11 protein-coding genes are annotated in these 13103 nt (G+C 69.0%); 3 read left to right on the top strand and 8 right to left on the bottom strand.

Annotated features, from left to right (window positions below):
- Positions 1-39 precede the first annotated feature (39 nt).
- Positions 40-1998 carry a cellulose biosynthesis cyclic di-GMP-binding regulatory protein BcsB gene (locus tag G6N49_RS04980; RefSeq protein WP_011856175.1) on the top strand — a complete coding sequence of 653 codons (1959 nt, stop codon included), beginning with the start codon at positions 40-42 and terminating at the stop codon, positions 1996-1998.
- 3 nt (positions 1999-2001) lie between these two features.
- Here G6N49_RS04980 and G6N49_RS04975 read toward each other — a convergent pair whose 3' ends face one another.
- Together G6N49_RS04975 and G6N49_RS04970 are read right to left on the bottom strand one after the other, a co-directional pair.
- The gene (locus G6N49_RS04975) at positions 2002-2229 is read right to left on the bottom strand and encodes a hypothetical protein (RefSeq protein ID WP_221222840.1); all 228 of its coding nucleotides are present in this window, start codon (positions 2227-2229) and stop codon (positions 2002-2004) included.
- A gap of 97 nt (positions 2230-2326) precedes the next feature.
- Complete coding sequence (locus tag G6N49_RS04970) at positions 2327-4483, bottom strand: molybdopterin-containing oxidoreductase family protein (protein ID WP_011856176.1); 2157 nt, start codon at positions 4481-4483, stop codon at positions 2327-2329.
- Between the two features lie 179 nt (positions 4484-4662).
- Here G6N49_RS04970 and G6N49_RS04965 point away from each other — a divergent pair, with 179 nt between their 5' ends.
- Together G6N49_RS04965 and G6N49_RS04960 are read left to right on the top strand one after the other, a co-directional pair.
- On the top strand, positions 4663-5856 hold the full coding sequence (locus G6N49_RS04965) for a serine hydrolase domain-containing protein (protein WP_011856177.1): 1194 nt from the start codon (positions 4663-4665) through the stop codon (positions 5854-5856).
- A 47-nt stretch (positions 5857-5903) separates the two neighbouring features.
- A complete protein-coding gene (locus G6N49_RS04960) occupies positions 5904-6674 on the top strand; it encodes a hypothetical protein (protein WP_011560978.1) in 771 nt (256 codons plus the stop codon).
- A gap of 9 nt (positions 6675-6683) precedes the next feature.
- On the opposite strand, the gene G6N49_RS04955 is transcribed toward G6N49_RS04960, so the two are convergent.
- From G6N49_RS04955 to G6N49_RS04930, 6 genes are all read right to left on the bottom strand, one after another.
- Positions 6684-8366, bottom strand: coding sequence for a cation:proton antiporter (locus tag G6N49_RS04955; RefSeq protein ID WP_011560979.1), 1683 nt, complete (start codon positions 8364-8366; stop codon positions 6684-6686).
- Positions 8367-8409: 43 nt separating this feature from the next.
- Complete coding sequence (locus G6N49_RS04950) at positions 8410-9216, bottom strand: Fpg/Nei family DNA glycosylase (protein WP_011856178.1); 807 nt, start codon at positions 9214-9216, stop codon at positions 8410-8412.
- 3 nt (positions 9217-9219) lie between these two features.
- A complete protein-coding gene (locus G6N49_RS04945; RefSeq protein WP_041310239.1) occupies positions 9220-9699 on the bottom strand; it encodes a ribose-5-phosphate isomerase in 480 nt (159 codons plus the stop codon).
- Between the two features lie 18 nt (positions 9700-9717).
- Positions 9718-10671 (bottom strand): isopenicillin N synthase family dioxygenase, encoded by a 954-nt coding sequence (locus G6N49_RS04940; RefSeq protein WP_011560982.1) that lies wholly within the window; start codon positions 10669-10671, stop codon positions 9718-9720.
- Positions 10668-11093, bottom strand: a complete 426-nt coding sequence (locus tag G6N49_RS04935) for a nucleoside deaminase (protein WP_085975481.1) — start codon at positions 11091-11093, stop codon at positions 10668-10670. Before G6N49_RS04935 ends, G6N49_RS04940 begins: the two co-directional genes overlap by 4 nt.
- A gap of 86 nt (positions 11094-11179) precedes the next feature.
- Positions 11180-12988 carry an AMP-dependent synthetase/ligase gene (locus G6N49_RS04930; protein ID WP_011856179.1) on the bottom strand — a complete coding sequence of 603 codons (1809 nt, stop codon included), beginning with the start codon at positions 12986-12988 and terminating at the stop codon, positions 11180-11182.
- Positions 12989-13103: the final 115 nt, after the last annotated feature.

Genomic DNA, 13103 nt, shown 5'->3' with positions numbered 1-13103 from the left:
TGATTTCCGGAAGCCCACTGACTCGAGACTGGAGCAGCGGTGTCTGTTGGGTTCATCCGCCGGGTCGTCGGCCTGGTGTCGTCGGTGTTCATGGTGGCCGCTCTGGGCGCACCCGCCGTGGTGCACGCCGCCCCACTGAACGCCGACCCGGCCGCGGGACCGGAGGTGGCGCTGCCGTGGCGGACGCTGGGTCTGCCCGGTGACATCACCCTCGTCGGCGCCGATACGAACCAGGACTTCACGGTGCCCGTGCCAACCGGTTTCGCGGCGATCCGGTTGCGGGGGCTGATCCACGCGCCGGTGGACCTCGGCGCCGGGTTCGTGGAGATCTCCGACAGCACCGGCAGATCACTGGCGACGGTGAACCTGCCCGCCGTCGCACCCGATCAGGCGGTGGTGCCGTTCGACGTCGACATCGCCGCGGGACGGGTGAACGCCTCGAAGCTCGGGCTGTCGTTCACGGTGCGGGAGGCCGCGCTTCCGGTCGGTGACCGGTGCGGGCTCGGGGAGCGCGTCACGCTCAGCGATCTGGCCACGGTGTTCACCGGTGTCGAACCCGCACCCACCACCGTTGCCACGTTCTTTCCGCCTGTGCTGCAACGGCTGACGATCTACGCACCGATCGACGCCGACGACGCCGAGGAGCAGGCGGTGCTCACGCTCGCGTCCGCGGTCGCCCGGATGTACCGGCCGCAGTCGCCGGTGGTCACGGTGGTCAAAAAACCGCGCGGCGCGACTCCCCCTGCGGCGCCGCAGTTCACCCGCGCCGTGGTGGTCGAGAACGGTGACGCCGCACTCGAGGTGGTCAACCCGGACACCCCCGACGTCTATCTCGAGTTGAACGGCCGCGGTGACCAACTCGCGGCCCAGGCGTCGCTGGTGGCCAACCAGATGCAGTCGTTGGCACAGGTTCCCGGGGTCCGCGTCGACAAAGCCGGTTCCGCCGGTGAATCCAGCGTCGACGAGATGAGTTTCGGCGAGCTGAACATGGCCGGTGAGAGCTCGGTCCTGCGGACGTCGACGATGACAGTGGGTGTCGACCGGGCCGCGCTGGGCGCCGGGCGTGTCGACGGTCTGCAGGTGCATCTGCTCGCCACCCACACGCCGGTGCAACCCATGGACTCGGCATCGGTGATGGTCAGCGTCAACGGTCAGGCCGTGCACACCGCCCCGTTGGGCGAGAGCGGTCGCGTCGACACCGTGTTCTACGTACCCGGCGAATTCCTCGACCAGAGAATCAACCTCGAATTCGACCTGACTTTCAGCCCGCGTCAGCTGTGCTCGCCGACGATTGCGCCGCTGACCTTCCAGGTCGACCCCCGGTCGACGTTGACGATGCGGCGCGGCGGGCCGCCTCTCGGCGGTTTCGGCGCGGTGCCTTCGGAATTCGGGCCGGAGTTCCTCGTCGCGCTCGACGGCGGCAACCCCAACCAGTTGCACTACGCCACCCGCGTGGTCACCGCCGTCGCGCGGCTGACCGATGCCGCGCTCACGCCGCGCATCGTGGACGTCAAGGCCGCGGCCGACGCCGGGATCGGGGCCTTGATCGTGGCCAATGCCGCGACGATCGAACAGACTTCGATCCGGCCGCCGGTCGGCGGGGAGAGCGCCGAGGTCAAGGTCGACCTGGGCGACGAGTTGCGCGCCGACATCAACCGTGGGCTGGGTTCGGTGCAGGCGTTCGCCGACCCGCCGCGCAACCGCAGCGTCGTCCTCGTCACCACCAGCGGCGCCTGGACCCTTGTCGAACCCCTCTTCGGCTACATCGACCAGCAGCCCGACGGCTGGTCGAGTCTGGACGGCAACGTGCTGGCCGCCGGTGCGGCGGGCAGTGTCACCAACCTGTCGATCGGATCTGAAGACACCGCGCCGCCCCCCGCCCAGGACTCCGCCGATTCACGGGTCTGGGTGGCCGTCGGGGTGGGATGCGCAGCCCTCGCGGCGCTGGCGGTCGGCGCGGCACTGTGGTGGCGCCGCCGTCGCGGTTCCGCCGCGTAGCGACTACGGCACCGAAGGCGGCCGCTTCGCCTTGATCTCGTCGACCTGACCCGGAACCGCACCGGTCACCGTCGACACCTGATCGGTGGCCGCCGCGGCGGTCTGTTCCGGAACCGCTTTGGCCGCCGCAACCGCCAGCTGCCTGCGTTTCACCCACAACCAGATCGCGGCACCGATCGCACCGCAGGCAAACAGTATCGCGCCCGGCACAACGGACAGACGTCCAGCCATGTTCCGCCTCCTCACAGACCGGCGAACCCGCTAGCCGCACACTACGCCGCTCCCCGGTCTGCGCTCCGGATTCCGCGGATCGGTAAGACAATCGGCGTCAGCTCGCGACGGCCTCGTCCGCGACCTTCTGGACCTCCACCAGGTTGTCGCCGTACACGCCGGCGTTGCCCAGACCGCAGTGCCGGTCGGCGGTGATCGCGTTCACGGTCGTGCCCGAACCCCCGCTCTGCCAGTGTCCGACGTTGGCCATCACCAGACCCGGCATCAGGTCCGGCTCGTAGGTGGCCGGTCCCACGAAGGATCCGCGGTCGTTGAACACCCGCACCATCTCCCCTTCGGCGATACCGCGTGCGGCGGCGTCGTCGGGATGGATGAACACCCGCTGGCCGCCCTGGACCCGCTGCTTGTCCGGCGCGTTGCCGTACTGACTGTTGAGGAAGGCGTGCGGTTTCGGCGAGATGATGCTCAACGGGAACCGTTGCGCCAATTCCGGATTCGACTGCGGGGATTCGAAGGGCGGAACGTAGTCGGGTACCGGGTCCACGTATCCGCCAGGCTGCATCGCCTCGTACATCGACCGCCAAACCGGGACCACGAAGTTGCCACCCTCGGCGAGGCTGGACTTGAACTCGCACTTGCCCGACGGGGTGGGGAAGTTGCCCTCGGCGTGCGGGGCCCTGGTGTCCGGGGTGCCGACGTTGAGCCGCATCCACCCGACCTCTTCGAGCTTCTCGTACGTGATGCCCTGCAGCGCAGGCGCTTCCCAATCGTGGAAGTCGATGAGCATCTCGCGGTCGGTGCGGTTCCAGTAGGCCATCGACTCCTCGTCGAACTCCATGGTCCGCGCCAGCCGGCGGAACAGTTCGACGTTGGGGATCGCTTCACCCGGCGGCGCGATCGCGGGCTGGTTGAGCGAGATGTATAGGTGGCCCCACGTCACCATGATGTCGAGCTGCTCGGCCTGCATGGTGGCAGGCAGCACCAGATCGGCGTATTTCGCGGTGTCGGTGATGAAGTGCTCGCTGACGACGGTGAACAGGTCGTCGCGCATCAGCCCGCGCATCGTCTTCTCCTGCGCGGGACCCTGTGACACCGGGTTGGAGTTGTAGACGAACAGCGATTTGATGGGCGGGTCGAGTTCGAGTTCACCGGTCAGCGCCATCCCGAGGTCGAGTTCGTTGACCACGCGGGTGCCCTCGGGAATCCACTCCGGCATGCAGATCTTGTCGAACCGGGTGGGGAACTCCCAGATCGGCATCTCCATCGTGCCGCCGCCGACGTGCCGCCATGCCCCGACCAGCGCGGGCAGACACGTGATGGCCCGGATCGCCTGTCCCCCGCCGCGGCTGCGTTCCAACGCCACCCCCTGCCGGATCGCCGCGGGCTGACTCGTGGCGTACTCGCGGGCCAGCGTGCGGACGTCGTCGGCGGGCACACCGGTGATCTCCTCGACCCGCTCCGGCGGATAGTTCGCCGCACGCGCTGCGAGTTCGTCGAATCCGACGGTGTAGCGCTCGATGTAGTCGGTGTCGGTCAGCCCCTGCGCGATGATCTCGTGGATCATGCCCATGGCGAGGGCGCCGTCGGTGCCGGGCCGGATGCGGATGTGCCAATCAGCCTGTCGCGCAGTCCGGTTGCGCACCGGATCGATGACGACGATCTTCGCGCCGTTGTTCTTGCGCGCCTCCAGCAGGAACGGCCAGCCGTGCAGGTTCGTGCTGGTCATGTTCATGCCCCACACGATGATGTACTTCGAATGCGCCATCGACTCGACGTCGAGACCACCCGACCCGCCGACGGTCATATGCCACGCCGTCGACGATCCCGACTCGCAGTACGTCTTTTCCGCCACCGTCGATCCGAGCCGGTTGAAGAACGCGTCACCCGAGGTCAGACCATTGAGCACACCCTGGTGGCCGAGGTAGGCGTGCGGCATGATCGCCTGGCTGCCGTACTCGTCGATGATCGCGGTCCACCGCTGTTTGATCTCCGCGAGCGCCTCGTCCCACGAGATCCGCTCGAACGCACCCGAACCCTTGGGCCCCACCCGGCGCATCGGGTACAGCAGACGGTCGGGCTGGTAGTGGTGCTCGTGGAAGTTCTTGACCTTGACGCACAGACCGCCCCTGGTCATCGGGTGGTCCGGATCTCCCGTCACGTCAACGAGTTTCCCGTCCTCGACGTGGTAGAGCATCGCGCACGTGTCGGGGCAGTCGTGCGGGCAGGCGCCTCGGACGATGGTGAGTTCCTTCACGGGGGTCCTCCTGGGCTGCAGTGGGTGCTACCAGTTATGCCGAGGTTTGTGGCCCGCCAATTGCACGGACATTAAGGTGCTGTGACCGAACCTCCCCCGGACCGTGATCGGCTCGCGGTGGCACTCGATGTGGGCCCGTCGTTAGGCTTTTCACTTCGACCCGATCCGCAGGAGGAGTGTTGATCTGCTCGACGGCGCCACTCATCTCCGGGTGCTGCGCCGACGAGTTCACCGGCGTCCGCGAGGCATTCGCCCGCAACTTCACCGATCGCGCCGAGGTCGGTGCCGCCGTCGCGGTCTGGGTCGACGGCGAACTGGTGGTCGACCTGTGGGGCGGGTCGGCCGACGGCAGCGGCGCGCGGCCGTGGCGCCGTGACACCCTCGCCAGCATCTACTCCGGCTCCAAAGGTCTCACCAGCACCTGTGTGCACCTCCTGGCCGAGCGCGGGGACATCGACCTCTACGCCCCGGTCGCCCGGTACTGGCCGGAGTTCGGGCGGGCGGGGAAAGAGGACATCACCCTCGCGATGGTGATGTCACACCGCTCCGGTGTGATCGGGCCGCGGAGCCGGCTGCACTGGTCGCAGGCGACGGACTGGGATGCGGTGTGCGCCCACATCGCGGCCGCCGACCCGTGGTGGGCGCCCGGCACCGCGCAGGGCTACCACATGGTGACCTTCGGGTTCATCCTCGGTGAGGTGGTGCGCCGGGTGACCGGCCGCACCATCGGGCAGTACCTGCGCACGGAGATCTCCGAACCACTCGGTGCCGACGTCCACATCGGGCTGCCCGCCGCCGAACACCACCGCTGCGCCGAGATGGTCGGCAAACCGCACATCCGTGACGTGCTGGCCGCGGGCACGGCGCCGGACCATCCACACTCCCTGACCGAGCACCCGATGGCGGGCCTCGCGGTGGCGATGGGCTTCGTCCCGGACGACGAACTCGGTTCGAACGCGCTGGACGCATGGCGCGAAGCGGAGTTCCCCGCGACCAACGCCCACGTCTCCGCGCTGGGCATGGCCACGTTCTACAACGCGCTCGCGCAGGAGAAGCTGCTCTCACGTCGGCACATGGAAACGGTGCGGGTCTGCCAGGGCGGGTTCGACACCGACATGGTGCTCGGTCCGCGCGTCGCCGACCACGGCTGGGGTCTGGGCTACATGCTCAACCAGCGCGGCGTCGCGGGCCCGAACCGGCGCACCTTCGGCCACGGCGGCTCGGGCGGTTCGTTCGCCTTCGTCGACCTCGAACACCGCATCGGCTACGCGTACGTGATGAACCATTTCGACGCCACGAAGTGCAACGCCGACCCCCGCACCGTCGCTCTGTCCGACGAGGTCTACCGCGTCCTCGGCGTGCGGGTCCGCTGATTTTTCGCGCAGCGCGAACGCCGAGGTCGCGTCGGTAGGCTGGACGCATGAACGGCGTCCTGCTCGTCCTGATCATCGTGGTCGTCGCCGCGCTCGCGCTGGCGGTCTACAGCTCCTCGAAGGCGTCGGGCCGGCGTGACGCCCAGACCCTGGCCGACGCGAAGGCCGACGCCCGGCGGGTGATCGAACGGCTCGGCGGTCAGGTGCTCAACCTCAGCGGCACCGACGAGGCGTCCAAGCAGGCGCTGGCCGACGCGTCGGAGCGCTACACCGCCGCCGCATCGCAGATCGACCAGGCCACCTCGGCCAAACAGGCGCAACTGGCGAAGGAGAGCGCGGTCGAAGGCCTCTACTACGTACGCGCGGCGCGAGTCGCCATGGGCATGGACCCGGGTCCCGAACTCGAGACGCTGGCCGGGCAGCGTTCGGCGGGTGCGGTCACCGAGGACCGCCGGGTGCAGTTCGACGGCCGGGAGATCGAGGCGTCGCCGACACCGTCGCAGCGCACCCCGAACTACTACCCCGGCGGCCGGGTCGCGGGCCGTCCGGTGCCCGCGGGCTGGTACTCCGAGCCCTGGTGGAAACCCGCGCTGGTGGCGGGCGCCTGGGGGCTGGGGTCGGTGCTGCTGTTCGACGCGTTGTTCTCCGGGATGCACGGCAGCGGATATGAGCAGGGTTTCGCCCAGGGATACGACCAGGGCTTCGATCAGGGTCAGGATCCCGGGGCCGACGGCGGCTGGGACGGCGGCGACTCCGGTGGCGGCTGGGGCGATTTCGGTGGTGGGGACTTCGGCGGGGGCGACTTCGGCGGCTTCTGAGCCGGTCGGTCAGATCCGGCTCTCCAGCCGCGCCGACACCCCGGCCTCCTGCAGGTCGAGCCGCTCCAGCATGGCGCGCACCGCCTCGTCCTCGATGCGGCCGGCGTCGCGTTCGGCGATCAGCGCATTGCGCTGCGCGCACAACACATCCCGGTAGAGCTTGGAGAAGACCTCGGCGCGGGGCGTATGCGATTCCGGGTCGGGCATCTCGTCGGCGTCCTGGGCGTGCCGGGCGATGGTCTGCCGGATGTTGGCCAGCGTCGCGTCGTCGAGTCCGGGCGGCGGTGCGTCGGCGAACCGGTTCAGCACGTCGTCGGCGGCGGCGTGCACCACCTGTTCGGCCTTGCGGGTCTCGGTCTCGTCGGACTGGCGGTCGTGCTCGAATGACGGTTGCAGCCAACGGATCAGCGGCGGCAGCGTCCATCCCTGCAGCAGCAGGGTGCCGACACTGACGACGAACGCGATCGCCTGGATGGTGGCGCGCTCGGGGAACGGCTCGCCGTCGATCGTCATCATCGGGATGCCCGAGGCGGCCGCGAGCGTCACCACCCCGCGCATCCCGGTCCACGACACCACGACGTTCTCCTGCCACGTCAGCATCCGGCGGTCGACCAACCCCGACAGCCGGCCCGCCCCACCCCGGCGGCGCACCCCCAGCGCGCCCCGGCCGCCCTGTTCGGGTTTCGGCACGCTCAACTTCGACTCGACCTTGCGGGAGAGCACGCCGCGGCCGAACATCGCGAACACGCACACCGGCCGGATCAGCAGCACCACCAGCAGCACGACGGCGGACGCCACCGCGACTTCGGCCAGTGACTCGTGCGCCTCGTTGAGGTCCTCGAGCACGAAGCGCAGCTGTAATCCGATGTAGGCGAACACGAACGCCTCGAGCATGACGTCGACGGAGTTCCACACGTAGCGCTCCTGCAGCCGGGTCTGGTAACCGGCGTCGAGTGAACCGTGGCCGACGACGAATCCGGCGACCACGACGGCCAGCACGCCGGAGGCGTGCAGGTGCTCGGCGGAGATGAACGCCGCGAACGGCACCACCAATCCCTGGATCGTCTCCAGTCCCGGATTGGCCAGGCGGCGGCGGATCCACAGCGTGATGAAGCCCAGCGCGGCGCCGACGACGGGGCCGAGCAGCGCGCTGTAGCCGAACAACAGCACCGGGTTCTCGATGAACGCGCGGGTGCCGGCCACCTGGGCCACCGCGATCGAGAACAGCGACAGCGCGGCGGCGTCGTTGACCAGGCTCTCGCCGGTGAGGATCGCCATCACCTTCTTCGGCAGTCCGAGCCGGCGGCCCACCGCGACGGCGGTCACCGCATCGGGTGGCGCCACCACCGCGCCGAGAATCAGGGCGGTCCCGAATGTCAGCGACGGCACCAGCCACGACGCCAGCCCGGCCACGGCGAAGGTGGTGATCACCACCAGCCCCACACCGAGGCCGAGGATCGGCCGGATGTTGCGCAGGAACGTCGGGAACGAGAAGCTCAGCGCCGCCGAGTAGAGCAGCGGTGGCAGCACCACCGACAGCAGCACATCGGATTCCAGTTCGATGCCGTTGAAGTCGGGCGCGAAGGACACCGCGAACCCGACGACGACGAGGACGAGTGCGGGTTCCAGCCCGCGGCGGTGGGCGATGGCGGTGACCACGATGGCGCCGACGACGACGAGGATGAGTTCCACCGGGCGATTGTCGCCGCAAACCCGCGCGTATGCGGGCTTCGCCTCACCTCTGGCAGGTCGGGCACCAGAACAGGTTGCGGCCCTCCAGGACGGCGGTGTTCACGGGCGTCCCGCAGATCCGGCACGGTTCGAGCGCCCGGCGATACACGTACGTGCGCGGCCGGCCGGTGCGGTACGACGGTGCCCCGTGATCGTCCTCGGGCCGGACGGTGACGATCTTGCCGCGCCGCACACCGACTTTCATCAACTCGACGAGGTCGGTCCACATCGCGTCGAACTCCCCCGGCTCGAGGTTGGTGCCCAACCGGTAGGGGTCGATGCGGTGGCGGTACAGCAGTTCGCTGCGGTAGACGTTGCCGACGCCGGCGATCACCGTCTGGTCCATCAGCAGCGCGCCCACGGGCCTGCGCGACCGGTTGAGCCGCGTCCACGCGGGCGCCGGATCGGCGTCGCGGCGCAGCGGGTCGGGTCCGAGCCGGGCCAGGATGTCGGACACCTGCGCCTCGTCGACGATCTCGCAGGCGGTGGGGCCGCGCAGGTCGGTGCCGTGGCCGTCACCGACCATGCGCATGCGCACCTGTCCGACGGGATCGGGTGGCGGATCGTCGGCCGACACCGCGAACTCGTCGAAACGTCCGTAGAGGCCCAGGTGCACGTGGATGATGCGGCCGCCGCGGTAGTGGTGGAACAGGTGCTTACCCCAGGCGCTGGCACCGGTGAAGGTGCGGCCGTCCACCATCGCCGCGCCCTCGGCGAACCGGCCCTGCGGACTGCTCACCCGCACCCGCTGGCCCTTGTACCGCTTCTGGTGCAGCCGGGCGAGCCGGTGCAGCGTATGGCCCTCGGGCATCCGTCAGGCAGGGGCGCCGGGCACCGGCGGCGCTTCGTGGGTCCGCTCGTATTCGGAGAGGATGTCGATACGCCGTTGGTGGCGTTCGGCTTTCGACCACGGCGTGGCGAGGAACGCGTCGACGATCGCGAGCGCGTCGGCCTCGGAGTGCATGCGCCCACCGAGCCCGATGAGCTGCGCGTTGTTGTGTTCGCGGGCCAGCTTGGCGGTCTCGACGCTCCAGGCCAGCGCGCAGCGGGCGCCGGGCACCTTGTTCGCGGCGATCTGCTCACCGTTACCCGACCCGCCCAGCACGATGCCGAGGCTGCCCGGATCGGCGACGGTCTTCTCCGCCGCGGCGATGCAGAACGCCGGGTAGTCGTCGTCGGCGTCGTAGTCGAACGCACCGCAGTCCACCGGTTCGTGGCCGGTGCTGCGGAGGTGCTCGATGATGACCTGCTTCAACTCGTAGCCGGCGTGGTCGGCTCCCAGGTAGACGCGCATGGCGGCCATTGTGACAGGTCAGCCGACGGTGATTGCGTCGAGGCGCTCCTTGATGAAGTCCGACGACGTGACCGGGTCGAGCCCGGCCACCCTGCCGATCGGCGGGCCGAGCGGCGTCACGACGGCGTCGTGATTGGCCTCGTAGAAGTAGATCAGCGAGACGAGGTCCTCCTCGGGTGCATCCGGCTGCGGCGGGAGTACCCGGTGCCGGCCCGACGGCCAGCGCCGCCCGCTCCAGTACTCGAGCAGGTCGCCGATGTTGACGGTCAGCGCGTCGGAGCGGTACGGGGCGTCGGCCCACCCGTCGGCCTCGGAGTACACCTGCAGCCCGCCGGCCCCCGGTTCCCGGTCGAGGATGGTGACGGTGCCGAAGTCGGTGTGCGGTCCGATGCGGAACTGTCCCGGTTCGGGTTCGCCGACGACGGAGACAGGCGGGTAGTGGTTGATGTTCATCGTCCACGTCGGCCGGTCGGCGAGCCGCTCAAACGGGTTGTGCGACAACCGGAGTGCGTGCGCGAAGAGGGCCAGCAGATCGTCGGCGACGCGGCGCATCTGCGCGGTGTACGCGGTCACCAGCGGACGCAGTCCGGGCACCTCGTCCGGCCACACGTTGGCGGCGAACCAGATCCGGTCGATGTCGGGGTCGCCGGTCGGGGTGTCGGCGCCCAGGCTGAAGCTCTCCTTCAGATCCGGCGGGGTCTCGGTGCCCTCGGCGTACCCGTTGGCCTCGGCGCCGGGGCCGATCCAGCCGTGGCCGCCGACCGGCACCGAGTAGCGCGACTTGACGGCATGCGGCTGGGCGAAGAAGGCGCGCGCGGCGGCGCGGACGTCGGCGGCCAGCACCGGGTCCACCCCGTGGCCGGTGACCAGGATGAACCCCGCCTGCTGCAGTCCTTCGTCGACCTCGGCGGCGACGGCGTCGGCCTCGGCTCCCCCGGCGTACCAGCGGGACAGATCGATGGTGGCGATCATCGGCCGATGTCCTCGTTCCACAGGTCGGGTTCGGCGTCGATGAACTCGGTCATCATCGACACGCAGCGGTCGTCGTCGAGGACGGTGACCTCGACCCCGTGTTCGGCCAGCCACTCGTGGCCGCCGGTGAAGGTGCGGCTCTCCCCCACGATCACCGCGCCGATGTTGAACTGGCGCACCAGCCCACTGCAGTACCAGCACGGGGACAGGGTCGTCACCATCACCGTCGACCGGTAGTCCCGTTGGCGGCCGGCGTTGCGGAACGCATCGGTCTCGGCGTGTACGGACGGATCGTCGTCCTGCACGCGGCGGTTGTGACCGCTGCCGAGCAGGGTCCCGCCGGCGCTGAAGAGCGCGGCACCGATCGGGATTCCGCCTTCCGACAAGCCTTTTCGCGCTTCGGCGTAGGCGACGTCGAGCATGTCGGCGACGCTGGTCACGGGGCGGGGTGGGCTCGGCACAGCCCAGAAACTAGCACCCGGCGGCGGTTACGGCGCGACGAAGGCCCTCACGTGTAGAACGAGTCCAGCAGGTCCTTCTGCTTCTCCTCGACAACCCCCCGCTTGACCTTCAACGACGGTGTCAGCTCGTTGTTCTCGATGGACAGGTCGTGGTCGAGGATCGCCCACTTCTTGATGGTCTCCCACCTGTTGAGCTCCGAGTTCAACCGCTCGATGTAGCCGCCGATCAGCTCGCGCACCGCATCGGACTTCACCAGGTCGGGGTACGACTTGTCCCCCATGCCGTGTTCTGCGGCCCAGCCGGAGATGGCGTCGGGGTCCAGCGTCACCAGCGCGACGCAGAAGTTCCGGGACTCGCCGAACACCAGCATGTGCCCCGCGTACGGGCACAGCGCCATGAACCTGCCCTCGATGGCCGGTGGCGCAACGTATTTCCCGCCGGAGGTCTTGAACAGCTCCTTGATCCGGCCGGTGATGGTGAGGAAGCCGTCGTCGTCGAGTTGACCACGGTCACCGGTGCGCAGCCATCCGTCGTCGGTCAGCGTCTCGGCGGTCTTGTCCGGCAAGTTGTGGTAGCCGTCCATCACACACGGCCCCTTGATCTGGACCTCGCCGTCGTCGCTGATGCGCACCTCGCTGCCGTCGAAGACCTGCCCGACCGTGCCGAGCCGGTAGTTCTCCAGCCGGTTGATGAACGCACCGGCGGCGGTCTCGGTGAGCCCGTAACCCTCGAGGATCAGCAGGCCGGCCGCGTGGAACCACTCGGCGATGTCGCGGTTGAGCGGTGCGGAGCCGGAGATCATGAACCGGATCCGGCCGCCGAACACCGCACGCACCTTGCTGAAGACGAGACGGTCGAACAGGGTGTGCGCCAGCGCCAGATGCGGCGGCACGGACTTGCCCTCACGCCGCAGGCGGCTGACCTGACGGCCCACCGCGAACGCGGCGTTGAACAGCTTCTCCTTGACGCCGTGCTGCTGCATGACGACCTTGGCGTGGGCCTTCTCGAAGATGCGCGGCGCCGCCCCCATGAAGGTCGGCTTCACCGTCCCCATGTTCTCGACGATCTTGTCCACCCGACCGTCGATGGCGCTGGCGAACCCGCAGGCCAGCTGCGCCGAGATCAGCACCTTGCCGAACGCGTGGGCCAGCGGCAGCCACAGAAGCTGCAGATCGTCCTCGTGCAGGATGTCGAAACCGGCGACCGTCTCCCCCTCGTACACCCACGCCCGGTGGGCGAGCCGGACGCCCTTGGGTTTGCCGGTGGTGCCCGAGGTGTAGATCAGCGTGGCCAGCTGATCGGAGGTGATCGCCGCGGAGCGGTCACGCACGGCCGACGGCTGCTCCTCGAGGTGTTTGCGGCCCAGGTCGACGACGTCGGCTAGGTTCAGCACCCAGTCGCCGTCGCCGGTGCCGTCGAACAGCACCACCTTCTCGAGGTTCGGCAGTTCGTCGCGTTTGTCCCGCAGCTTCGCGAGCTGCGCGTCGTCTTCGGCGAACACGAAGCGCGACCCGGAGTCGGCGAGGATGTAGGCCGTGTCGGCGGCATTCGTCGTCGGGTACACCGTGGTGGTGGCACCGCCGGCACACATGATCGCCAGGTCGGCCAGGATCCACTCGTAGCGGGTGCTCGATGCGATGCCCACCCGCTGTTCGGGTTCGATGCCCAACGCGAGCAGGCCTGCGGCCAGCGCCTCGACCTGACCGGCGGCGTCCTGCCACGTCAGCGACGTCCACTTGCCGTCGTCGAGTTTGCGGAAGGCTTCGGACTGCGCGGATTTCTCGACACGGTCGAAGAACATCCGGGCGACGTTCGCGGAGGTGGTTCCGGGCCGCTTCTGGCTGTCGATGGACATCGTTGTCTCCGGGACTCGGGGCTGGGTGCGACGCCGCCCCTCACGGGGTGGTCATCGATGGTTGCACACTCATACCCGGTCCACGCCGTTTCGACGCAGCCCACCGCGACGCCGG

The organism is Mycolicibacterium monacense (assembly GCF_010731575.1).
Taxonomy (GTDB): Bacteria; Actinomycetota; Actinomycetes; order Mycobacteriales; family Mycobacteriaceae; genus Mycobacterium; species Mycobacterium monacense.
This window is presented reverse-complemented; position numbering and strand designations above follow the sequence as displayed.